At 53.5% G+C, this 24,579-nt stretch carries 17 protein-coding genes, 1 tRNA gene and 3 rRNA genes; 11 read left to right on the top strand and 10 right to left on the bottom strand.

The annotated features are described in order from the left end of the window. Positions 1-20: 20 nt before the first annotated feature. On the bottom strand, positions 21-758 hold the full coding sequence (gene bamD, locus EXW94_RS21140; RefSeq protein WP_010434129.1) for an outer membrane protein assembly factor BamD: 738 nt from the start codon (positions 756-758) through the stop codon (positions 21-23). A 131-nt stretch (positions 759-889) separates the two neighbouring features. Here bamD and rluD point away from each other — a divergent pair, with 131 nt between their 5' ends. The 8 genes from rluD to EXW94_RS21100 all read left to right on the top strand — a co-directional run bounded on the left by rluD (position 890) and on the right by EXW94_RS21100 (position 12,222). Beyond that, complete coding sequence (gene rluD, locus EXW94_RS21135) at positions 890-1,870, top strand: 23S rRNA pseudouridine(1911/1915/1917) synthase RluD (protein ID WP_174340932.1); 981 nt, start codon at positions 890-892, stop codon at positions 1,868-1,870. After that, positions 1,867-2,598, top strand: a complete 732-nt coding sequence (gene yfiH / locus EXW94_RS21130) for a purine nucleoside phosphorylase YfiH (RefSeq protein WP_174340931.1) — start codon at positions 1,867-1,869, stop codon at positions 2,596-2,598. The genes rluD and yfiH overlap by 4 nt, the downstream gene beginning before the upstream one ends. 129 nt (positions 2,599-2,727) lie before the next feature. Then, entirely contained in the window at positions 2,728-5,301 is a 2,574-nt protein-coding gene (clpB, locus tag EXW94_RS21125) for an ATP-dependent chaperone ClpB (protein WP_089600687.1), read from the top strand. Between the two features lie 428 nt (positions 5,302-5,729). Beyond that, positions 5,730-7,269 (top strand): 16S ribosomal RNA (locus EXW94_RS21120). 85 nt (positions 7,270-7,354) lie between these two features. Beyond that, positions 7,355-7,430 (top strand) — tRNA-Glu (locus EXW94_RS21115). Positions 7,431-7,622: 192 nt separating this feature from the next. After that, positions 7,623-10,527 (top strand): 23S ribosomal RNA (locus EXW94_RS21110). Between the two features lie 72 nt (positions 10,528-10,599). Beyond that, a 5S ribosomal RNA gene (gene rrf / locus EXW94_RS21105) occupies positions 10,600-10,715 on the top strand. The 16S, 23S and 5S rRNA genes sit together here with 1 tRNA gene alongside, the layout of an rRNA operon. 211 nt (positions 10,716-10,926) lie before the next feature. After that, positions 10,927-12,222 (top strand): MFS transporter, encoded by a 1,296-nt coding sequence (locus EXW94_RS21100; protein ID WP_120157677.1) that lies wholly within the window; start codon positions 10,927-10,929, stop codon positions 12,220-12,222. Here EXW94_RS21100 and EXW94_RS21095 read toward each other — a convergent pair. From EXW94_RS21095 to trxC, 6 genes are all read right to left on the bottom strand, one after another. After that, a complete protein-coding gene (locus EXW94_RS21095; protein WP_174340930.1) occupies positions 12,219-12,542 on the bottom strand; it encodes a YfiM family lipoprotein in 324 nt (107 codons plus the stop codon). The genes EXW94_RS21100 and EXW94_RS21095 overlap by 4 nt on opposite strands. A gap of 45 nt (positions 12,543-12,587) precedes the next feature. After that, positions 12,588-13,940, bottom strand: a complete 1,353-nt coding sequence (gene pssA / locus EXW94_RS21090; protein WP_228864761.1) for a CDP-diacylglycerol--serine O-phosphatidyltransferase — start codon at positions 13,938-13,940, stop codon at positions 12,588-12,590. Continuing rightward, positions 13,921-13,968 carry a hypothetical protein gene (locus EXW94_RS28090; RefSeq protein ID WP_214594211.1) on the bottom strand — a complete coding sequence of 16 codons (48 nt, stop codon included), beginning with the start codon at positions 13,966-13,968 and terminating at the stop codon, positions 13,921-13,923. The genes pssA and EXW94_RS28090 overlap by 20 nt, the downstream gene beginning before the upstream one ends. 84 nt (positions 13,969-14,052) lie before the next feature. After that, on the bottom strand, positions 14,053-16,716 hold the full coding sequence (pat, locus tag EXW94_RS21085) for a protein lysine acetyltransferase (protein ID WP_174340929.1): 2,664 nt from the start codon (positions 16,714-16,716) through the stop codon (positions 14,053-14,055). A 35-nt stretch (positions 16,717-16,751) separates the two neighbouring features. Continuing rightward, entirely contained in the window at positions 16,752-17,450 is a 699-nt protein-coding gene (gene tapT, locus EXW94_RS21080) for a tRNA-uridine aminocarboxypropyltransferase (RefSeq protein ID WP_089598420.1), read from the bottom strand. Between the two features lie 69 nt (positions 17,451-17,519). Next, on the bottom strand, positions 17,520-17,939 hold the full coding sequence (gene trxC, locus EXW94_RS21075) for a thioredoxin TrxC (RefSeq protein ID WP_089598419.1): 420 nt from the start codon (positions 17,937-17,939) through the stop codon (positions 17,520-17,522). Positions 17,940-18,143: 204 nt separating this feature from the next. Here trxC and EXW94_RS21070 point away from each other — a divergent pair, with 204 nt between their 5' ends. Further along, entirely contained in the window at positions 18,144-19,274 is a 1,131-nt protein-coding gene (locus EXW94_RS21070; protein ID WP_089598418.1) for a tRNA/rRNA methyltransferase, read from the top strand. 42 nt (positions 19,275-19,316) lie between these two features. On the opposite strand, the gene ung is transcribed toward EXW94_RS21070, so the two are convergent. After that, positions 19,317-20,003, bottom strand: a complete 687-nt coding sequence (gene ung / locus EXW94_RS21065) for a uracil-DNA glycosylase (RefSeq protein WP_174340928.1) — start codon at positions 20,001-20,003, stop codon at positions 19,317-19,319. Between the two features lie 313 nt (positions 20,004-20,316). On the opposite strand from ung, the gene grcA reads away from it, so the two are divergent. Then, the gene (gene grcA / locus EXW94_RS21060) at positions 20,317-20,700 is read left to right on the top strand and encodes an autonomous glycyl radical cofactor GrcA (RefSeq protein ID WP_008502190.1); all 384 of its coding nucleotides are present in this window, start codon (positions 20,317-20,319) and stop codon (positions 20,698-20,700) included. 54 nt (positions 20,701-20,754) lie between these two features. Here the strand turns inward: grcA and srmB are convergent, their stop codons facing one another. Further along, entirely contained in the window at positions 20,755-22,083 is a 1,329-nt protein-coding gene (gene srmB, locus EXW94_RS21055) for an ATP-dependent RNA helicase SrmB (RefSeq protein WP_042715662.1), read from the bottom strand. Positions 22,084-22,215: 132 nt separating this feature from the next. On the opposite strand from srmB, the gene EXW94_RS21050 reads away from it, so the two are divergent. Further along, a complete protein-coding gene (locus EXW94_RS21050; protein WP_120157680.1) occupies positions 22,216-22,953 on the top strand; it encodes a tRNA1(Val) (adenine(37)-N6)-methyltransferase in 738 nt (245 codons plus the stop codon). On the opposite strand, the gene nadB is transcribed toward EXW94_RS21050, so the two are convergent. Then, complete coding sequence (gene nadB, locus EXW94_RS21045) at positions 22,938-24,557, bottom strand: L-aspartate oxidase (RefSeq protein WP_120157681.1); 1,620 nt, start codon at positions 24,555-24,557, stop codon at positions 22,938-22,940. The two genes, EXW94_RS21050 and nadB, sit on opposite strands and share 16 nt — an antisense overlap. Positions 24,558-24,579 lie beyond the last annotated feature (22 nt).

Here is a 24,579-nt window from a genome sequence, read left to right as displayed (position 1 = left end):
GATTTGCATTGACGCTTCTGTCAGGTGTTGCTGCTGTTCGCGGCGATGATTTTCGCGACCTTTTCAGCCTGCGAAGTCATCTGCATCTGACGATAGGCATTTTCCATCAGCTTCAGGCCATCGCGCGTTGCCTGAGTATCCGGATAGTCACGCAGCATACCTTCAACACGGTTAACCACGGCAACCCAAGCGCCACGGCGGGTGTAGTACTCAGCCACGGAGTATTCATATTTCGCCAGACGATCTTTCAGGAACACCAGACGCTTGGTGGCATCGGTAATGTACTGACTGTTCGGGTAGCCGCGCACCAGCTTGGAGAAGTCATTGAAGGCATCGCGTGCGTGCTGCGGGTCACGGTCAGAACGATCCACGCCGAAGAAGCCCTGCAGCGCACTGTCATCCAACGCCATGTTGGTCAGTCCGCGCATATACATGACATAATCGATGTTAGGATGAGTTGGGTTCAGACGCATGAAGCGATCGATGGTGGCCTGAGCCAGTGGAAGATCGGCATTTTTATAGTACGCATAGATAAGATCTAACTGTACCTGCTGTGAATAGGGACCAAATGGATAGCGATTATCCAACGCTTCCAGTTGCGTTATCGCCTGTTTCCAGTTACCGTCCTGCAACTTTTGTTGTGCAGTCGCATAGATTTCATTCGGCGGATTGTCAGGGACCTGTTCATTTGAACCGGAGCAGCCCACCAAAGCCAGGCTCAACGTGGCCGCTGCCACCAGATATTTCATGCGCGTCATGACGTTTTGACTTTCCTCAAATGTTTGTCCGGGAGAAACTCTGTTCCTGCTCCCGATTAAGACCAGCTACAATAGCACACTATATTAAACGGCAAAGCCGTAAAACCCAACGTTAAACGAAGAAGCAGTTTATGGCACAACGAGTAGAACTCACCGCAACAGTCTCCGAAAATCAGCTCGGTCAACGCTTAGATCAGGCTTTGGCCGAATTGTTCCCTGATTATTCGCGTTCACGCATAAAAGAATGGATCCTTGACCAGCGCGTGATGGTAAACGGCAAGATCTGGGACAAACCAAAAGAGAAAGTGTTAGGTGGGGAAGCTGTCGCCATCAATGCTGAAATCGAAGAGGAAATCCGCTTCGAGCCGCAGGATATCCCACTGGACATCGTCTATGAAGATGATGACATTCTGGTGATCAACAAGCCGCGCGACCTGGTTGTTCATCCAGGCGCGGGGAATCCTGACGGTACGGTACTTAACGCACTTCTCCATTATTACCCGCCAATCGTTGATGTACCGCGCGCCGGTATTGTGCACCGTCTGGATAAAGACACCACGGGTCTGATGGTAGTGGCAAAGACTGTTCCTGCTCAGACCCGTCTGGTGGAATCCCTGCAGCTGCGCGAAATCACCCGTGAGTATGAAGCAGTAGCCATTGGTCATATGACCTCTGGCGGCACGGTTGAAGAGCCTATCAGTCGACACCCGACCAAACGTACCCATATGTCGGTGCACCCGATGGGTAAACTGGCGGTGACGCACTACCGCATCATGGAACATTTCCGCATACATACGCGCCTGCGTCTGCGTCTGGAAACCGGCCGTACTCACCAGATCCGCGTGCACATGGCGCACATTACCCATCCGCTGGTGGGCGATCAGGTTTACGGTGGTCGTCCTCGTCCGCCAAAAGGCGCGTCTGATGAGTTCATTTCTGTGCTGCGTAAGTTTGACCGTCAGGCACTGCACGCAACCATGCTGCGTCTTTACCACCCGATTACGGGGATTCAGATGGAATGGCATGCGCCGATCCCACAGGATATGGTGGAACTTATCGACGCCATGCGCGCTGACTTTGAAGAACATAAGGATCACGTGGACTGGTTATGACCAAACTGATTGTTCCGGAGTGGCCGCTGCCCGAAGGCGTGGCTGCCTGCAGTTCGACCCGAATCGGCGGTGTGAGCCAGGGGGCGTGGGAGTCGTTGAACCTTGGCGCGCACTGTGGTGACAACCTGGAACACGTTGAAGAAAACCGTAAACGTCTGTTTGCTGCGGGCAAGTTACCGTCTAAACCGGTCTGGCTTGAGCAGGTTCACGGCAAGGATGTGTTGACGCTGTCGGGGGAACCCTATGCGTCTAAACGTGCCGATGCTTCCTACAGCAACACGCCAGGAACGGTGTGCGCCGTGATGACCGCTGACTGCCTGCCGGTTCTGTTCTGTAACCGTGCGGGCACTGAAGTCGCGGCAGCTCATGCGGGCTGGCGTGGTCTGTGTGAAGGTGTTCTGGAAGAAACAGTCGCCTGCTTTAACGATGAGCCAGACAATATCATCGCCTGGCTCGGCCCGGCCATTGGTCCTCGCGCATTTGAAGTGGGCCCAGAGGTCCGCGAAGCCTTTATGGCAAAAGATCCGCAAGCAGTGGAAGCCTTCCTGCCTTCAGGAGGTAAATATCTGGCCGATATCTACACGCTCGCTCGTCAGCGCCTGAATAACGTGGGCGTAACGCAGATCTTCGGCGGCGATCGCTGTACCTTCACCGAAAAGGGTGATTTTTTCTCTTATCGCCGCGACAAGACGACGGGTCGTATGGCAAGTTTCATTTGGCTGATATAACCTAAAGAATCAAGACGATCCGGCACGTGCCGTTTTCTTTTCACATAATTCAGGTCATTAACCTTGAATAATTGAGGGATGACCTCATTTAATCTCCAGTAGCAAATTTGACCTGTAATGGGAGGAGTTATGCGTCTGGATCGTCTTACTAATAAATTCCAGCTTGCTCTCGCCGATGCCCAGTCTCTCGCACTGGGGCACGACAACCAATTTATCGAACCTCTTCATTTAATGAGCGCCTTGCTGAATCAGGAAGGGGGATCGGTACGTCCTTTATTAACGTCCGCTGGCATTAATGCTGGCCAGTTACGCACCGCTATCGATCAGGCGCTGAGCCGTTTACCGCAGGTAGAAGGTACCGGTGGTGACGTTCAACCGTCTCAGGATCTGGTGCGCGTGCTGAACCTTTGCGACAAGCTGGCGCAAAAACGTGGTGACAACTTTATATCGTCAGAGCTTTTTGTTCTGGCGGCGCTTGAATCACGCGGTACCTTAACCGACCTGCTGAAATCTGCTGGTGCAACCACCGCCAATGTGACTCAGGCGATTGAGAAAATGCGCGGAGGTGAAAGCGTGAACGATCAGGGAGCCGAAGACCAACGTCAGGCTTTGAAGAAATTTACGGTCGATCTGACCGAGCGTGCTGAACAGGGCAAACTTGACCCGGTGATCGGCCGTGACGAAGAAATTCGCCGTACTATCCAGGTACTGCAACGTCGTACCAAGAACAACCCGGTGCTGATTGGTGAACCGGGTGTTGGTAAAACCGCCATTGTTGAAGGGCTGGCGCAGCGTATCGTCAACGGCGAAGTGCCGGAAGGGTTGAAAGGCCGCCGCGTGCTGGCGCTGGATATGGGCGCGCTGGTGGCCGGTGCGAAATACCGTGGCGAGTTTGAAGAGCGTCTCAAAGGCGTGCTTAACGACCTGGCGAAACAGGAAGGCAACGTCATTCTGTTTATCGACGAGTTGCACACCATGGTCGGTGCAGGTAAAGCAGACGGCGCAATGGATGCCGGGAACATGCTGAAACCTGCGCTGGCGCGTGGTGAACTTCACTGCGTAGGTGCAACTACTCTGGATGAGTACCGTCAGTACATTGAGAAAGATGCTGCGCTGGAACGTCGTTTCCAGAAAGTGTTTGTTGCTGAGCCAAGCGTTGAAGATACCATCGCCATCCTGCGTGGCCTGAAAGAGCGCTATGAGCTGCACCACCATGTGCAGATTACGGACCCGGCCATCGTTGCGGCGGCGACGCTTTCACATCGTTATATCGCTGACCGTCAGCTGCCGGACAAAGCGATTGACCTGATCGACGAAGCGGCATCAAGCATTCGTATGCAGATTGACTCGAAACCGGAAGAGTTGGACCGTCTTGACCGCCGTATTATTCAGCTCAAGCTGGAACAGCAGGCGTTGAAGAAAGAGTCTGATGAAGCCAGTAAGAAACGCCTGGATATGCTGAACGAAGAGCTGGACGATAAAGAACGTCAGTACTCTGAGTTAGAAGAAGAGTGGAAAGCGGAGAAAGCGTCCCTTTCTGGCACCCAGACGATCAAAGCAGAGCTGGAACAGGCAAAAATCGCCATTGAGCAGGCGCGTCGCGTCGGTGACCTGGCGCGTATGTCTGAACTACAGTACGGCAAAATTCCTGAGCTGGAGAAACAGCTTGAGATTGCGACGCAGTCCGAAGGCAAAACGATGCGCTTGTTACGTAATAAAGTGACGGATGCAGAAATTGCTGAAGTGCTGGCGCGCTGGACCGGTATTCCAGTGGCACGCATGCTGGAAGGTGAGCGTGAGAAACTGCTGCGCATGGAGCAGGATCTCCACAATCGCGTGATTGGGCAAAACGAGGCGGTTGAGGCTGTTTCCAACGCTATTCGTCGTAGCCGTGCAGGGCTTTCCGATCCTAATCGTCCAATCGGTTCGTTCCTGTTCCTGGGGCCAACCGGTGTCGGTAAAACCGAGCTGTGTAAAGCGCTGGCTAACTTTATGTTCGACAGCGACGACGCGATGGTGCGTATCGATATGTCCGAGTTTATGGAGAAACACTCCGTCTCGCGTCTGGTTGGTGCGCCTCCGGGATATGTCGGTTATGAAGAAGGGGGCTACCTGACAGAAGCGGTTCGCCGCCGTCCTTACTCCGTCATCCTGCTGGATGAAGTGGAAAAAGCACACCCGGATGTGTTCAACATTCTGCTGCAGGTGCTGGATGATGGTCGACTGACCGACGGGCAGGGGAGAACGGTCGATTTCCGTAATACAGTAGTGATTATGACGTCGAACCTGGGTTCCGATTTGATTCAGGAACGCTTCGGTGAACTGGATTACGGCCATATGAAGGATCTGGTACTCGGTGTGGTCAGCCATAGCTTCCGTCCGGAGTTCATCAACCGTATTGATGAAGTCGTGGTCTTCCATCCTCTGGGTGAGAAACACATCGCGTCGATTGCGCAGATTCAGCTGCAGCGTCTTTATAAACGTCTGGAAGAGCGTGGATATGAAATCCACATCTCGGACGAGGCGCTGAAGCTGCTGAGCGAGAATGGTTACGACCCGGTGTACGGGGCTCGTCCATTGAAACGAGCTATCCAGCAGCAGATCGAAAACCCGCTGGCGCAGCAAATCCTTTCCGGGGAGCTGATTCCTGGCAAAGTTATCCGTCTCGAAGCCAACGACGATCGCATTGTGGCAGTGCAGTAAATCACAAAACTCAAAAACGAGCCGCTTGCGGCTCGTTTTTGTTTAAAAACCAGGCAAAAATTGAGGTCTGGGAGGAGCTTTGCCTGGAAAGTGAGCAGTCAGTAAATAATTTTCACTTTATCCTTGCAGCTTCGTAATTACTCCCTATAATGCGCCTCCACTGACACGGAACAACGGCACACACGCCGCCGGGTCAGCAGAGAAAAGCGAAAATAAACGCTTGACTCTGAAGCGGGAAGACGTAATATGCACACCCCGCGCCGCTGCGAAAAGCGAAGCGGCACTGCTCTTTAACAATTTATCAGACAATCTGTGTGGGCACTCAAAGTGATATGGATTCTTAATGTCTTCGGACAATAAATGAATACCAAGTCTCTGAGTGAACATACGTAATTCATTACGAAGTTTAATTCACGAGCATCAAACTTAAATTGAAGAGTTTGATCATGGCTCAGATTGAACGCTGGCGGCAGGCCTAACACATGCAAGTCGAGCGGTAACACAGGGAGCTTGCTCCTGGGTGACGAGCGGCGGACGGGTGAGTAATGTCTGGGAAACTGCCTGATGGAGGGGGATAACTACTGGAAACGGTAGCTAATACCGCATAATGTCGCAAGACCAAAGAGGGGGACCTTCGGGCCTCTTGCCATCAGATGTGCCCAGATGGGATTAGCTAGTAGGTGGGGTAACGGCTCACCTAGGCGACGATCCCTAGCTGGTCTGAGAGGATGACCAGCCACACTGGAACTGAGACACGGTCCAGACTCCTACGGGAGGCAGCAGTGGGGAATATTGCACAATGGGCGCAAGCCTGATGCAGCCATGCCGCGTGTATGAAGAAGGCCTTCGGGTTGTAAAGTACTTTCAGCGGGGAGGAAGGTGTTGAGGTTAATAACCTCAGCAATTGACGTTACCCGCAGAAGAAGCACCGGCTAACTCCGTGCCAGCAGCCGCGGTAATACGGAGGGTGCAAGCGTTAATCGGAATTACTGGGCGTAAAGCGCACGCAGGCGGTCTGTCAAGTCGGATGTGAAATCCCCGGGCTCAACCTGGGAACTGCATTCGAAACTGGCAGGCTAGAGTCTTGTAGAGGGGGGTAGAATTCCAGGTGTAGCGGTGAAATGCGTAGAGATCTGGAGGAATACCGGTGGCGAAGGCGGCCCCCTGGACAAAGACTGACGCTCAGGTGCGAAAGCGTGGGGAGCAAACAGGATTAGATACCCTGGTAGTCCACGCCGTAAACGATGTCGACTTGGAGGTTGTGCCCTTGCGGCGTGGCTTCCGGAGCTAACGCGTTAAGTCGACCGCCTGGGGAGTACGGCCGCAAGGTTAAAACTCAAATGAATTGACGGGGGCCCGCACAAGCGGTGGAGCATGTGGTTTAATTCGATGCAACGCGAAGAACCTTACCTACTCTTGACATCCAGAGAACTTTCCAGAGATGGATTGGTGCCTTCGGGAACTCTGAGACAGGTGCTGCATGGCTGTCGTCAGCTCGTGTTGTGAAATGTTGGGTTAAGTCCCGCAACGAGCGCAACCCTTATCCTTTGTTGCCAGCGGTTCGGCCGGGAACTCAAAGGAGACTGCCAGTGATAAACTGGAGGAAGGTGGGGATGACGTCAAGTCATCATGGCCCTTACGAGTAGGGCTACACACGTGCTACAATGGCGCATACAAAGAGAAGCGACCTCGCGAGAGCAAGCGGACCTCATAAAGTGCGTCGTAGTCCGGATTGGAGTCTGCAACTCGACTCCATGAAGTCGGAATCGCTAGTAATCGTAGATCAGAATGCTACGGTGAATACGTTCCCGGGCCTTGTACACACCGCCCGTCACACCATGGGAGTGGGTTGCAAAAGAAGTAGGTAGCTTAACCTTCGGGAGGGCGCTTACCACTTTGTGATTCATGACTGGGGTGAAGTCGTAACAAGGTAACCGTAGGGGAACCTGCGGTTGGATCACCTCCTTACCTTAAAGAACCTGCCTTTGTAGTGTCCACACAGATTGTCTGATGAAAAGTAAATAGCAAGGCGTCTTGCGATTGAGACTTCAGTGTCCCCTTCGTCTAGAGGCCCAGGACACCGCCCTTTCACGGCGGTAACAGGGGTTCGAATCCCCTAGGGGACGCCACTTGCTGGTTCGTGAGTGAAAGTCACCTGCCTTAATATCTCAAAACTCATCTTCGGGTGACGTTTGAGATATTTGCTCTTTAAAAATCTGGATCAAGCTGAAAATTGAAACGACACACATGTTATGTGTGTTCGAGTCTCTCAAATTTTCGCAATTTGATGATGAATCGAAAGAAACATCTTCGGGTTGTGAGGTTAAGCGACTAAGCGTACACGGTGGATGCCCTGGCAGTCAGAGGCGATGAAGGACGTGCTAATCTGCGAAAAGCGCCGGCGAGGTGATATGAACCTTTGACCCGGCGATGTCCGAATGGGGAAACCCAGTGTGTTCCGACACACTATCGTTAACTGAATACATAGGTTAACGAGGCGAACCGGGGGAACTGAAACATCTAAGTACCCCGAGGAAAAGAAATCAACCGAGATTCCCCCAGTAGCGGCGAGCGAACGGGGAGCAGCCCAGAGTCTGAATCAGCTTGTGTGTTAGTGGAAGCGTCTGGAAAGTCGCAGGGTACAGGGTGATACTCCCGTACACGAAAGCACACTTGCTGTGAACTCGAAGAGTAGGGCGGGACACGTGGTATCCTGTCTGAATATGGGGGGACCATCCTCCAAGGCTAAATACTCCTGACTGACCGATAGTGAACCAGTACCGTGAGGGAAAGGCGAAAAGAACCCCGGCGAGGGGAGTGAAAAAGAACCTGAAACCGTGTACGTACAAGCAGTGGGAGCCTACTTGTTAGGTGACTGCGTACCTTTTGTATAATGGGTCAGCGACTTATATTCTGTAGCAAGGTTAACCGTATAGGGGAGCCGAAGGGAAACCGAGTCTTAACTGGGCGTTAAGTTGCAGGGTATAGACCCGAAACCCGGTGATCTAGCCATGGGCAGGTTGAAGGTTGGGTAACACTAACTGGAGGACCGAACCGACTAATGTTGAAAAATTAGCGGATGACTTGTGGCTGGGGGTGAAAGGCCAATCAAACCGGGAGATAGCTGGTTCTCCCCGAAAGCTATTTAGGTAGCGCCTCGTGAACTCATCTTCGGGGGTAGAGCACTGTTTCGGCTAGGGGGCCATCCCGGCTTACCAACCCGATGCAAACTACGAATACCGAAGAATGTTATCACGGGAGACACACGGCGGGTGCTAACGTCCGTCGTGAAGAGGGAAACAACCCAGACCGCCAGCTAAGGTCCCAAAGTCATGGTTAAGTGGGAAACGATGTGGGAAGGCACAGACAGCCAGGATGTTGGCTTAGAAGCAGCCATCATTTAAAGAAAGCGTAATAGCTCACTGGTCGAGTCGGCCTGCGCGGAAGATGTAACGGGGCTAAACCATGCACCGAAGCTGCGGCAGCGACACTATGTGTTGTTGGGTAGGGGAGCGTTCTGTAAGCCGTTGAAGGTGGCCTGTGAGGGTTGCTGGAGGTATCAGAAGTGCGAATGCTGACATAAGTAACGATAATGCGGGTGAAAAGCCCGCACGCCGGAAGACCAAGGGTTCCTGTCCAACGTTAATCGGGGCAGGGTGAGTCGACCCCTAAGGCGAGGCCGAAAGGCGTAGTCGATGGGAAACAGGTTAATATTCCTGTACTTGGTGTTACTGCGAAGGGGGGACGGAGAAGGCTATGTTAGCCGGGCGACGGTTGTCCCGGTTTAAGCATGTAGGCGGGAGTTTTAGGTAAATCCGGAACTCTTTTAACGCTGAGGTGTGATGACGAGGCACTACGGTGCTGAAGTAACAAATGCCCTGCTTCCAGGAAAAGCCTCTAAGCATCAGGTAACATCAAATCGTACCCCAAACCGACACAGGTGGTCAGGTAGAGAATACCAAGGCGCTTGAGAGAACTCGGGTGAAGGAACTAGGCAAAATGGTGCCGTAACTTCGGGAGAAGGCACGCTGATATGTAGGTGAAGCCCCTGCGGGTGGAGCTGAAATCAGTCGAAGATACCAGCTGGCTGCAACTGTTTATTAAAAACACAGCACTGTGCAAACACGAAAGTGGACGTATACGGTGTGACGCCTGCCCGGTGCCGGAAGGTTAATTGATGGGGTTAGCGGCAACGCGAAGCTCTTGATCGAAGCCCCGGTAAACGGCGGCCGTAACTATAACGGTCCTAAGGTAGCGAAATTCCTTGTCGGGTAAGTTCCGACCTGCACGAATGGCGTAATGATGGCCAGGCTGTCTCCACCCGAGACTCAGTGAAATTGAACTCGCTGTGAAGATGCAGTGTACCCGCGGCAAGACGGAAAGACCCCGTGAACCTTTACTATAGCTTGACACTGAACACTGGTCCTTGATGTGTAGGATAGGTGGGAGGCTTTGAAGCGTGGACGCCAGTCTGCGTGGAGCCGCCCTTGAAATACCACCCTTTAATGGCTGGTGTTCTAACGTAGACCCGTAATCCGGGTTGCGGACAGTGTCTGGTGGGTAGTTTGACTGGGGCGGTCTCCTCCCAAAGAGTAACGGAGGAGCACGAAGGTTAGCTAATCCTGGTCGGACATCAGGAGGTTAGTGCAATGGCATAAGCTAGCTTGACTGCGAGAGTGACGGCTCGAGCAGGTGCGAAAGCAGGTCATAGTGATCCGGTGGTTCTGAATGGAAGGGCCATCGCTCAACGGATAAAAGGTACTCCGGGGATAACAGGCTGATACCGCCCAAGAGTTCATATCGACGGCGGTGTTTGGCACCTCGATGTCGGCTCATCACATCCTGGGGCTGAAGTAGGTCCCAAGGGTATGGCTGTTCGCCATTTAAAGTGGTACGCGAGCTGGGTTTAGAACGTCGTGAGACAGTTCGGTCCCTATCTGCCGTGGGCGCTGGAGAATTGAGGGGGGCTGCTCCTAGTACGAGAGGACCGGAGTGGACGCATCACTGGTGTTCGGGTTGTCATGCCAATGGCATTGCCCGGTAGCTAAATGCGGAAGAGATAAGTGCTGAAAGCATCTAAGCACGAAACTTGCCCCGAGATGAGTTCTCCCTGACTCCTTGAGAGTCCTGAAGGAACGTTGAAGACTACGACGTTGATAGGTCGGGTGTGTAAGCGCAGCGATGCGTTGAGCTAACCGATACTAATGAACCGTGAGGCTTAACCTTACAACGCCGAAGCTGTTTCGGCGAAGAGACAGACACGATATTTTCAGCCTGATACAGATTTAACAGAATTTGCCTGGCGGCTTTAGCGCGGTGGTCCCACCTGACCCCATGCCGAACTCAGAAGTGAAACGCCGTAGCGCCGATGGTAGTGTGGGGTCTCCCCATGTGAGAGTAGGGAACTGCCAGGCATCAAATAGAAGAACCCCGTACCGAAAGGTGCGGGGTTTTTTGCTTTTGGATTTTCTCTTAATTAGCCTTTCTCCTAATCGCTTATCCTGCTAATGGAATGTGTGATCTCTGTCTCAATGTTGTTTATAACAAAATTATAACATTTCATTTACGAGGTAATTGAGTCTCCTGGCTCAATACGCCGCTGTTTATGGCTGGAGCATAATCACAATGACAGAAAGCATTGCATCAAACGGGACGCTGGCTAACAGTGATACCCGCAGAAGGGTATGGGCAATCGTCAGTGCCTCTTCAGGGAACCTTGTTGAATGGTTCGACTTTTACGTCTACTCATTCTGTTCACTCTATTTCGCACATATCTTCTTTCCTTCGGGAAACACCACGACGCAGTTGCTACAAACGGCAGGGGTATTCGCTGCAGGATTCTTAATGCGACCAATCGGTGGCTGGCTGTTCGGTCGCATTGCGGATCGTCGTGGTCGTAAGGCCTCCATGTTGATCTCGGTTTGTATGATGTGCTTTGGCTCGCTGGTGATCGCCTGTCTACCGGGATATGAATCGATTGGGACCTGGGCACCGGCGCTACTTTTACTGGCCCGCTTATTCCAGGGGCTATCTGTCGGCGGTGAATACGGTACCAGTGCGACCTACATGAGTGAGATTGCACTGGAAGGCCGTAAAGGTTTTTACGCCTCATTCCAGTACGTCACGCTAATTGGTGGTCAACTGTTGGCCATCCTTGTCGTGGTGATCCTGCAGCAGATTTTGACGGATGAGCAGCTTCACACCTGGGGATGGCGGATTCCTTTCGCCATGGGGGCAGTACTGGCTATCGTCGCACTTTGGCTGCGTCGTCAGTTAGATGAGACCTCTCAGAAGGAAGTCAGAACGCTGAAGGAGGCGGGAACATTCAAAGGGTTATGGCGTAACCGCAAGGCTTTCCTGATGGTGCTGGGCTTTACTGCGGGCGGCTCTCTCAGTTTTTACACTTTCACCACTTATATGCAGAAGTATCTGGTGAACACTACAGGTATGCATGCGAATGTCGCCAGCGTTGTCATGACGGTGGCTTTATTTGTTTTTATGCTCATACAACCGCTCATCGGAGCGCTCTCGGATAAGATGGGTCGACGTACGTCGATGCTCATTTTTGGCGGATTATCTGCATTATGTACCGTCCCCATTTTGACTGCGCTTCAGCATGTTTCCTCACCGTATGCGGCATTTGCGCTGGTGATGGTGGCAATGGTGATCGTTAGTTTCTATACCTCGATCAGCGGCATACTCAAGGCGGAAATGTTCCCGGCTCAGGTTCGTGCGCTGGGGGTTGGGCTTTCGTATGCAGTGGCGAATGCGATTTTTGGCGGGTCTGCGGAATACGTTGCCCTGTCGCTAAAATCATGGGGCAGTGAAACAACGTTTTTCTGGTATGTTACGGTGATGGGGGCTCTGGCTTTCATCGTGTCCCTGATGCTGCACCGCAAGGGTAAAGGTATTCGACTTTAATCATGCGCCAACTGCCACACGGCATAGCCGGTCGTTGCGCCGGCGACATCCCAGGCAAAATCTTTCCAGCTCCAGCCGCTCCCTGCGGGGCGGCTGTCCCAAAGCTCTTTTGATGCTCCAAGGCTTACTGAGAACATCAGGCCGATTGCCGCACTCCGATCTCTGCTGTATCCCTGATGTTGCGCATACTCATTACCGGCAGCGGACAACATGGCAGAAGCGATAAAGTGTTGGGCTTTATCCTGACCCGACCAGCTATCGTTAGCCATGTGGCTACATCCTGTCAGGCACAAGAGGGCGAATAAGAGAGGGATGCGCATTAACGAACTCCATAAAAAAGCCCTGCTAATGACAGGGCCTGAACATTACAGAATACGGCTGATGAGGCGGTCTATCCGGATCCGACGTAAACGACGAATAAGTTTACGGACCTTCACAGGATAATCGGCAATGCTCTGCAGATCGCGGTAATGGCGAACGACGGTGGTATGAGTACGAATCAATTCCAGCTCGCGCTCGCGTTTCGCGGCTAATTCGTGCTGCGGATCGTGGATCAAAATGGCATTTTCCAGATCCAGGCGCCAGGCGCGTGGGTTCAGGTTATTGCCTGTCAGCAGCATCCATTCATCGTCGACCCACATACCTTTAAGGTGATAGCTGTTGTCTTCATCTTTCCAGAGACGCACAACCAGTTGGTCGGTATTCACATAATACTGCAAACGGCTCAGGAATCGACGCAGGTTGATCTCATAGAGATAAGGTAACGCGCCGATAATCTTGAACGGCTGATCTTCCGGGATAAAGAAGTCGTTTGCCGTTTTATCCCCGACAATGATTTCCACTTTTTTACCATCACGCAGCAGCTGGATGATATTGCGAACCAGCACCGCGGGAAGGTTAAAGTACGGCGTGCAGATGGTCAGTTTCTGTTCCGCACACGGCATTAAATGGAAAATGGTCTTGTTCAGCAGGCTCGATTTGCCTAAACCAACGAGTGGCGTAACGGAAAGCTCTTCGTTATTGGCATCGCCCTGAAAATGATACACCGCATCGCGCAGCTCCTGACGGAAAGTGCGAACATCGTTTTTGATTTCGGGGCTTTTAGGTCGATGGGGATCGTCGAGACGGTTCACGCCACGGCCATGGACCAGGTGTCTGTCAACCCAGTTAAACATGATATCCGCCATCTGCGCATTGCGAATCAGATGGTAGCGGTCATATCGATATTTATCGAGCTGATGGAGGTAAACGTCATTCAGACTCGCGCCGCTGTAGAGGACGCTATCATCAATAATGAAGCCTTTGAAATGCAGAACGCCGAGTGCTTCACGGGTATTGACCGGTACGCCATAAACCGGCACATCGACGCCAGGGTTCTCCTGCGCCGTGCGGCAATACCAGTCAGCATTCGTGTTAGACGCCGCCGCACCAATGCGGCCGCGCTGTGCACGGTGCCAGTCAACCAGAACGCGAACATCCAGCTCCGGACGTTGACGCTTAGCTTCATAGAGCGCGTTCAGGATCGCGCGCCCGCCTTCATCTTGTTCAAGATACAGCGCCACAATACAAATACGTCGCGTAGCGCTGGCGATCTTTTCCAGGATCGTCTCCCGAAAATGAGCGGGAGCGTAAAAGAACTCTACATCATCAACTGACTGAGAAATCTTCGGTAGTTGAGCAAGGTGTTGTTGATGTTTATTACGCTTGAATTTTGACAACATCACAGTGCGTTTCTTCTCTGTTCATTGAAGGGTTGTCTGTAGCATGCAAACAACATAAGCGGACAATGATACCCCAGTGCTATCAAAAGTGGGTAACATTTCCAGTAGGTTACTCTTGTTTATCTGCTGATGTCAGGGGGAGGGACAAGGCCACAATCCCTTCGTCCAGCTGAACATCCACGTCAAAACCCAGTTTGCGCGCCAGAGTGACCATACCGCGATTGTTGGGCATAGTAATGCCATTCAGGCGGAGCAATCCGTGATCTCGCGTATAACTGATGAGTTTTTCCAGCAGCCGTCTCCCCAGGCCCAGGCCTTTCAAATCAGAGCGTACCAGCACGGCAAACTCCGCATCGATATTATCCGGATCCGAAATAGCACGCGTCACGCCAAGGATCTCATCACTCTGCCCGGAACGCCGTACGGCCACAAACGCCATTTCTCGATCGTAGTCGATCTGCGTCATATTGGCTAAATCATCATGAGTGAATTCATTGATCTCGCTAAAGTAGCGGTAGTAAAGATCTTCTTTGGTCACCTGAGAGATGAACGTGCGTAGCTGCGGCTCATCTTCCGGCAGAATAGGGCGGAAGAGTGCGCGTTCGCCGTTTTTCATCTCCACCCATTCTTCGAGGTGTAAAGGATAAGGGCGGATCGCCAGACGGCTCTCTCTGTCTCCTGTGAATGGCGCAATATCCAGCGTGACATCCAGCGCGATAAACTCATTGCCGGACGCGAGCAGCGGGTGAATATCCAACCGCTGAATCTCGGCACAATCCACAATCAGGTTAGAGACCTGCACCAGGAACTGGCTTAATCCGGCAATATCAAGCGGGCGCAGGGCGCTCCGGCCACGGATTTTTTTGCTCTTTATCGCCTGTATTATCAGATAGCGTGCCAGATTCATATTCAATGGCGGTAATGCCACCACCGCCTGCTCTTCAGGTCGCCAGTCAACGCCGCCTTCACCCAGCATAATCAGCGGCCCAAAGACCGGATCGTGCTCAACCACCACGCGTAGCTCCTGGGCGCCTGCTCGGTTAGCCATGCTTTGCACGAGAAGGCCGTGGATCCTGGCCTGCGGCCAGGCCATTTTGACGCGATCGAAAATGGCATCTGCAGCTTGCTGCACTTCCGCAGCCGTGCGTAAGTACAACATTACGCCCTGAATATCCGACTTATGTGGGATATCCGGAGAGCGAAGCTTCAGGGCAACCGGGTAGCCAATTTGCTCAGCAATATGGACGGCTTCCGCGCTGTCGCTGGCGATCCATGTCGGCAGCGTTTGCATGCCGTAACTGCCGAGAACGGGCTGTACCTCATGCGTGTCGAGCGAGGTCGCCCCCTCTTCGATAGCCTGCTGCAGCAGTCGGTGGACGTCGACGGCATTCGCAGTCAGGTTACCTGGTAAAGCCGGGGTTTCACGCAGTTGCTTTTGGTTACGACGGTATTCCACCATATGCATAAATGCGGTGATAGTGCCTTCTGGTGTGCGATACGTCGGCAACCCGGCTTCACTGAACAGCCGGCGTGCCTCCTGAGAGGAAAATTCACCGCACCAGTTGGTGAGCACGGTAACGTATTTGCCGCGCGGATGATTACGCACAGCGTCAATGAGCGTCCGCGCGCTTTCAGTACCAGGCGCAACCGCACTGGGCGAGTGGATGATCATGAGCGCGTCGAAATCCTGGCTGTCCAGCAAAATTGAAATGGCCTTTATATAGCGCTCGCTGCTGGCATCATCGCGTAAATCCAGCGGGTTTCCGGGTGCGACGCTGACGGGTAATGCCTCACGCAGGTGTTGAAGCGTCTCTTCGCCGAGCGTAGCCAGCTTGCCGTTGCGTAGCCAGAGCTCATCCAGTGCCAGCGCTGCAGGTGCCGCCCCATTGCTGACAATCATTAGCTTTTCGCCGCGTAACGGACGCATATGGCTCAGCGTCTCAACGGCGGAAAAAAGCTCGTGCGTATCCTGCACCCGAAGTAAACCGGCACGCTGGATCGCGGCATCCCACGCGGGATCCATACCTGAATGCGAATTCAGCAGACGCTGCGCCGCCGGGCTACGCCCACTTTTGATGACCAGGATCGGTTTATTGCGTGATGCGCTACGCGAAGCTGACACAAAACGACGGGCATCGCTTAAGTGCTCAAGGTAGAGAAGAATCGCGCTGGTTTTACTGTCTCTGGCCAGAAAATCCAGCAGTTCATCTACGTCGATATCAAGGCTATCACCCAGAGCGATGAAGTAGGAGAATCCCATCTCACGTTGCTGCGCCCAGTCGAGAATGGTGTTCGATACGGCTGCCGACTGCGAGATAAAGGCCAGTTTGCCTTTGCGGATAGGCACCGGGGAGAAGCTGGCGTTCAGTCCTTGCCATGGTGCGAGCAGTCCCAGACTGTTTGGCCCCAGAATACGCATCTGAAAGCGACCGGCACAAGCCAGGAGTTCTGGCTGCTGTTCAGGAGGTGAGGAGAGGATAATGCAGGTTTTGCACCCTTTTTGGCCAAGTGACTCCAGTAAGTCCAGATTCCGTTTCGCATGCGTACAGATGATGGCGAGGTCGGGAACGAAGGGCAGGCTCTGAATATCTGGCCACGCAAGCACGCCCTGAACGGCCTTATAAGCAGGGGTGACGGGCATAACAGGGCCATTAAATCCGCCAGCCAGCAGGTTACGCATCATCAGGTAACCCGCACGATCCGGTTTCATGGAGGCGCCAATAACGGCAATGGATTTAGGTCGTAGTAGCGCTTCTAACCCTCGCTGGCTCATGCAACTCTCCTGTGAATGCAAGCGGCCTGATGATTTTAAACGCTTTCTGCCTCGGCTGCTGTGACGCTGCCCTTATGAACGGTTTTTCCTGCCAGGTAACGCTCGCGGAAACAGGAAAAATGGCTGCCTAACGCGCTGGCGGCCAGGGTATCTCCGGCCAGATCCAGAAGCGCAATTGCCACTTCCGCCGTACAATATTGCCCGTCAGCATGGGCTTCACGCAGGCGATAGGCCGAGACGCGAGACAAATCGACTGAAATCACCGGTAAAGCATCCAGATAGGGGCTTTTGCGGAACATTTTTCGCGCTTCGGTCCAGGTGCCGTCCAGCATAATAAACAGCGGCGGTTTACCGGATGGCGGCGCAGAAAGAACCTGACGCTGTTCTCCCGCGTAGGACGCCGGGAAAACCACCATTGGCTGATAGTCGGGGTTTGTGACTAAATCGAGCAGTGCCTGAGGGGGTTCTGTACGAGACCATTGAAACGCGGCGGTATTCGGCAAAATATCGGCGATAAGACGCCCCGTATTGCTGGGCTTCATCGGCTCGGTATCGAACATGACGAGACAAAAACGGCTTTCCGCCGTACTCGGGGTAAGCGTCTCGCAGAGGCAAACCTTCAGCGGCAGCAGGCAGCGCTGACAGCGGCGGATACGGTTGCCGCGGGCAAGGAACGGGCGCGTTGCGCGCGCAAGGCGTTCGGCGCGTAATTGGAGAACAGCGTTATCAGTCATGGGCGAAATGCAGGAAAAACCCTATTTTCGCAGAGGCGAGAACGGGGCACAAGATGTGCCCCGAGATTGTTACAGCGACTCGTTTAACCAGCTTTCAAATGGTGCCTTCGGAACTGCGCCGTTGAGCATGTCGATCACTTCACCATTTTTGAAAATCATAATGGTCGGGATGCTGCGAATACGAAAACGTGCGCTCAGTTCGCGCTCGGCTTCGGTGTTCACCTTAACGAAACGCATTTTTCCACTACGCTCTTCGGCCACGTCTTCGAAGATCGGCGCAAAGCTGCGGCAGGGGCCGCACCACGGTGCCCAGAAATCGACCACCACCGGAAGATCGTCCTTGAGGAGTTTGTCCAGCGTAGCACCTGTCGCATTAATGACATCGCCATCAAACAATTCATGGCCACAACGTCCGCATTTCGCACCATCTTCCATCCGATCGTCCGGAATGCGATTAAGAGCCTGACAGTTGGCACATACGGTATTCATAACTAACCTCTGATAGAGCCGTGGGACAGCGGCAGAACGCCGATAATGTTTCTAATATGTTACATATTATCAATGAGCCTGTTTGAAACAACAATGCGTTTTATTCAATGAGAACAATAGTCACAGGCTTTTGTACGAAATTATGGCTATGCGCTGGCACATCGGGTAATCTGCGCGCTTCGCGCAGCGCTGGTGGAGAAAAGCATGAACGACGAAATGAAAAACAAAAGCGGCAAGGTCAAAGTGATGTATGTCCGCAGTGATGATGACTCTGATAAACGCACCCAAAATCCGCGTACCGGAAAAGGTGGCGGGCGTCCGGCGTCTTCTCGTGCAGACGGTGGCCGTCGCCCCGCCCGCGATGACAAAAATACCCGCGGTGATGACCGCAAACGTGACGATCGCAAACGCGATGACCGTCCGCGTTCCGACCGCCCACGTAATGACCGTCCACGCGACGATCGTCCGCGTGATGACTTCTCACGCGATAACGCCTCACCGTGGCGCACCGTTTCTCGCGCTCCTGGCGATGAGACGCCAGAAAAAGCCGATCACGGCGGTATCAGCGGTAAGAGCTTTATCGACCCGGAAGTGCTGCGCCGTCAGCGTGCGGAAGAGACCCGCGTGTATGGCGAGAATGCCTGTCAGGCCCTGTTCCAGAGCCGTCCTGAGTGTATCGTCCGCGCCTGGTTTATCCAGAGCGTGACTCCGCGCTTCAAAGAAGCGCTGCGCTGGATGGCCGCGAACCGCAAAGCCTACCACGTTGTGGATGATGCCGAGCTGACCAAAGCGTCCGGTACCGAACACCACGGCGGCGTTTGCTTCTTGATCAAAAAACGTAACGGCACCACCGTGCAGCAGTGGGTCAGCCAGGCGGATGCCGATGACTGCGTGCTGGCGCTGGAAGATGTGGGCAACCCGCACAACCTGGGTGCGATGATGCGTAGCTGCGCGCACTTTGGCGTGAAAGGCGTACTGTTGCAGGATGCCGCGCTGCTGGAATCCGGTGCCGCGATCCGTACTGCGGAAGGCGGAGCCGAGCACGTACAGCCGATCACCGGCGACAGCGTTCTGGATGCCCTTGAACAGTTCCGTAAAGCGGGCTATTCCATCGTGACCACCTCAAGCCACGCCGGTACGCCGCTGTTTAAAGCGACGTTGCCACGTAAGATGGTGTTGGTGTTAGGTCAGGAACGCGATGGTCTGTCTGATGCAGCGCTCTCCAGTGCGGATCTGAGCGTCTCTATTGACGGGACAGGCAATGTGGAAAGTCTGAACGTTTCCGTTGCAACCGGCGTGCTGCTGGCTGAATGGTGGCGTCAGAATAAGGCATAAGCCTCTTATGTGCCGGGCCTGACCCGGCACATACAAATCCTACTAGCTCTCTGCCGGTAACACAGGCATCCAGTCAATTGGCGTTTCGCCACGTTTTTCCAGCCATTCATTCGCCAGAACAAAATGATTACTGCCAAAGAAACCGCGATGAGCAGACAGCGGTGATGGGTGCGGTGCTTTCAACACGTGATGACGCTGACGGTCAATAATCGCCCCTTTCTTCTGCGCGTGAGAACCCCAGAGTAAAAACACCACCCCTTCGCGATGCTCGTTGATCAGGCTGATGACTTTATCGGTAAAGGTCTCCCATCCAAGGCTGGCGTGCGAGTGCGCCTGGCCCGCGCGCACGGTCAGGACGGTGTTCAGTAGCAGCACACCTTGATGCGCCCAGCTTTCCAGGTAGCCGTGGTTTGGCCGGGTAAACCCGGGCACGGTTCCCTCAAGCTCTTTATACATGTTGAGCAGAGAAGGGGGGATAGCCACGCCCGGACGTACGGAAAACGCCAGCCCATGGGCTTGCCCTGGGCCGTGATAGGGATCCTGACCCAAAATAACCACTTTTACATCGCTCAGTTCGGTATAGCGAAAGGCGTTGAACACATCTTTCTGCGGCGGGTAAATCGTCTGTCCGGACTGGCGCTCAGCAGCAACGGTGCTGAGCGTATTGATAAAATAAGGCTGCTGCTTTTCTTCTGCCAGCACGTCATGCCAGGTTAAAGGTGTCGTCATCTCGCTCTCCTGCGAATCTCAATCTGTGACTAGCTTACCTGTTTAACCCCGGTGAGCAAAATTACACGCTGAAATGTGCGCTAAGTGGCTAAATTTATTTTGAAAAGATGCAGGGCAAGTTGAATTGGTAAGGCTGTGAAATTGATCTAAAACAATAAATTCAAACCACACTCTTTGTGTGGTTGGTGTTTTTGTTGATTTAAATCAATAAATCACCGAGGTGTGAATGATATATATACACACAAGAAACAATGGTTTTACCAATTGGCCGCGAGAGGCCGACATCAGTTAATGTAGCCTAGGGAGGCAACACATGATTACAGGTATCCAGATTACTAAAGCTGCAAATGACGATCTGCTCAACTCTTTCTGGCTGCTGGACAGCGAGAAAAACGAAGCGCGCTGTGTCGTAGCGAAAGCGGGTTTTGCAGAAGACGAAATCGTGCCAGTGAGCAAACTGGGCGAAATCGAATACCGTGAAATCCCAATGGAAGTGAAACCAGAAGTGCGCGTTGAAGGTGGTCAGCACCTGAACGTTAACGTGCTGCGTCGCGAAACGCTGATGGACGCCGTTGAGCACCCTGAAAAATACCCACAGCTGACCATTCGTGTGTCTGGCTATGCGGTACGCTTCAACTCACTGACTCCAGAACAGCAGCGCGACGTTATTGCCCGTACCTTTACTGAAAGCCTGTAAGGGTTTCAGCCACGGGGGGGAATAAAAAAGCCGGGAAATTTCCCGGCTTTTTTTTTACTCTTCAGTTTTCGTTTCTGGCGCGGCAGCGCTTGGCTTGCGACGTTTACCAATATTTTTGGTGTCGCGGTGGCGTTGCTTAACGCGCGGCTTCTCTTTTTCTTTCTCTTTTCTCTCAGCACGTTTCGCGAGCGCTTTTTTGGACGGCTTGCCCGTCATTTTTTCGCTCGGTGCACGGGTGGTCGGGCGAAGCTCATCAATGACGCGCGCTTTCAGCGGCTCATCAACATAGCGGCCAATCTTCTGCAGCAGCAGGTAGTCATGCGCTTCAACCAGTGAAATCGCAATCCCTTTGCGGCCCGCGCGGCCGGTACGGCCAATACGGTGCAGATAGGTATCTCCGCTGCGCGGCATATCGAAGTTAATGACGTGGCTCACGTCAGGGATGTCGATCCCGCGTGCGGCAACGTCAGTCGCAACCAGAACGTTCACGCGACCATCGGTCAGACGCTTAATGCCTTCAGTTCGCTTGATCTGCGCCATCTCGCCTTCAAGATAGCAGTTGTTGATCCCGGCGTTACGCAGCATTTCCGCCAGCTCATGCACGCGCTCGCGCTTGCGCACAAACACGATTGTGCGCAGAGCATCTTCCTGCTTCAGCAGGTGTTTCAGCAATTCGACTTTGTGCTCAAGGTTATCCGCGCGGTAGTACCACTGGTGGATCTTCTTACGCTCACGGGTTGACGGCGTCGCCGAGACTTCCGCCGGATCTTCCAGCAGACGCTCTGCGAAGTCTTTGATCGCTTCCCCTTCGAGAGTGGCAGAGAACAGCATTGTCTGGTTACGCCAGCGCGTTTCACCCGCAATGTGTTCAATATCCTGCGCGAAGCCCATGTCCAGCATGCGGTCGGCTTCGTCGAGGATCAGCGTTTCAACCGCGCGGCAGTCGAAGTTCTCTTCTTTGATGTACTGCAGCAGGCGGCCGGTCGTCGCAACGACGATGTCCTGGTTTTCGCTGAACACTTCGGCGTGGTTCATGTACGCAACGCCGCCGGTGATGGTGGCGATATCCAGATGAGTATTTGCCGCGAGTTCACGCGCGTGATCGGCAACCTGCATTGCCAGTTCGCGCGTAGGCGTCAGAATTAAAATACGCGGTGGGCCTGATTTTTTACGTGGGAAATCGAGCAGGTGCTGCAAGACAGGCAGCAAGTAGGCTGCTGTTTTCCCCGTGCCGGTTGGCGCAGAACCGAGCACATCGCGGCCCTCAAGCGCTGGCGGAATGGCCGCGGCCTGAATGGCGGTCGGGCGTGTAAAGCCTTTGCTCTCAAGTGCATTGAGCAGGCTTTCATCGAGTTCAAGTTCGGAAAAAGTCGTTACAGTCATGTTCTACCTCTGTGTGGGGCGCTGATTATAGACGTTAAGGCTGTAATCTTCATCTGTTTGTATGGATATCGCTTTTCGACCACTTCGCTTTCCCCTATGCTACTCCAGTTTCACTTAGAAGGTTGCCCTGACATGTCTCAACTCAAAGCGCAGCTGCGCCGCGATGGTTTTACGTTTAAGCAGTTTTTTGTGGCGCACGATCGCTGTGCGATGAAAGTCGGTACAGACGGTATTTTACTGGGTGCCTGGGCACCTGTCGCAGGTGTTAAGCGTATTCTTGATATCGGTACGGGCAGCGGGCTGGTGGCGTTGATGCTGGCGCAGCGCACGGAAGAACATGTCACCATTGATGCCGTTGAACTGGATGCGCAGGCCGCAGGGCAGGCGAGTGAAAATGCTGCGGAATCCCCCTGGGCACCACGCCTTTCCGTTGAGTGTGCGGATATTCTTGCCTGGGCGCCTGAGCAAACTTCACGTTACGATCTCATTGTCAGTAACCCTCCTTACTACGAACCCGGCGTGGAGTGCGGTACGCCCGAGCGCGAACGGGCTCGTTATACCGGTTCACTCGATCATAAGGCGCTGCTAACCAGTGCGGCTGAGCTGATCTCTGAAGAAGGTTTTTTCTGCGTGGTACTGCCAGAAAGCACCGGCAATAACTTTATTGAGATTGCCCGGGAGATTGGCTGGAATCTGCGTTTACGCACCGACATTTCCGACACTGAAGGGCGGTTGCCGCATCGTGTGTTGCTGGCACTCTCACCGAAAGAAGGGGAGTGTTTCAATGACAGAATGGTCATCCGTGGGCCAGACCAGCGTTACTCCGAAGATTACACTGCTCTGACCCAGGCGTTCTATCTGTTTATGTGAGCGTGAGGAGACAAGACCGACGGGCCGGACGCTTCCAGCTGATCGGGATAGTCCAGGGTGTAATGCAGCCCGCGACTCTCTTTACGCATCATTGCGCAGCGAACGATAAGCTCCGCAACCTGTACCAGGTTGCGCAGTTCCAGCAGGTTATTGGAGACGCGGAAATTGGCGTAATACTCATCAATCTCCTGCTGTAGCATCGTGATGCGGCGCAGGGCGCGTTCAAGACGTTTTGTCGTCCGTACAATCCCAACGTAGTCCCACATAAACAGCCGCAGTTCGTGCCAGTTATGCTGGATAACAACCAGTTCGTCCGGATTTTCTACACGACTTTCATCCCAGGCTGGCAAATGCTCTGTTTCACGTGCATACGGCATACGGCTGGTAATATCCTCTGCTGCAGACCATCCGTATACCAGACACTCCAGCAGCGAGTTTGAGGCCATGCGGTTCGCGCCGTGCAGGCCGGTATAACTCACTTCTCCAATGGCGTACAGGCCGTCCACGTCGGTGCGGCCGTGATCGTCAACCATCACGCCACCACAGGTATAGTGGGCTGCGGGTACAATGGGTACCGGATCGCGGGTCAAATCGATGCCCAGGCCCAGCAGTTTTTCATAAATCATCGGGAAGTGCTGACGAATGAACTCAGCTGGCTTATGGCTGATATCCAGATACATACAATCCACGCCAAGACGTTTCATTTCATGGTCGATTGCGCGAGCGACAATATCGCGCGGAGCCAGTTCGCCCCTGGCATCAAAGTCAGGCATAAAGCGGGAGCCGTCGGGACGCTTCAGGTAAGCGCCTTCTCCGCGCAGGGCTTCCGTCAGCAGGAAATTACGCGCCTGAGGATGGAACAGGGCTGTTGGATGGAACTGATTGAACTCAAGGTTCGCCACGCGACAACCGGCACGCCAGGCCATGGCTATACCGTCTCCGGAGGCAATGTCCGGGTTAGTGGTGTACTGATACACCTTAGAGGCACCGCCTGTCGCCAGGACGACCGCTTTTGCCCGGCAGGTTTCCACCTTCTCTTTATTACGATTCCACACCCAGGCACCGACGACGCGTCGCATGCCCGGTAGACCAATTTTATCGGAGATAATCAGGTCAACCGCATTGCTACGCTCAAGGACGCGAATATTAGGATGGCTAAGCGCTTTACTGACCAGCGTGGTTTCAACCGCTTTTCCGGTCGCGTCTGCCGCATGAAGGATCCGACGATGGCTATGTCCGCCTTCACGGGTCAGGTGGTAGCTCTCTTCACCGTTAGGCTGGACGTGGGTATCAAACAGCACCCCCTGATCGATAAGCCACTGTACGCAATGTCGGGCGTTGCTGGCAACAAACTCTGCGGCATGTTCATCCACAATCCCCGCCCCGGCAATGAGAGTGTCTTCAACGTGTGAGGCAATGCTGTCCGTTTCATCAAACACGGCCGCAATCCCGCCTTGCGCATAGAAAGTTGAACCCTCGCTCATCGGGCCTTTACTCAAGACGATCACGTTCTGGTGCTCAGCAAGGCGCAGCGCAAGGGAGAGACCAGCAGCACCGCTGCCGATGATCAGTACATCACAATGAAGTTCTGGCGTTGTGTTCATGATGTTTGTTTAATTTACTAAA

Origin of the sequence: Enterobacter sp. JMULE2 (genome assembly GCF_013337145.1) — a bacterium.
Classification (GTDB): domain Bacteria; phylum Pseudomonadota; class Gammaproteobacteria; order Enterobacterales; family Enterobacteriaceae; genus Enterobacter; species Enterobacter mori.
Note: the sequence above shows the minus strand (reverse complement) of the source record. Positions and strands in the feature narration are given on the sequence as shown.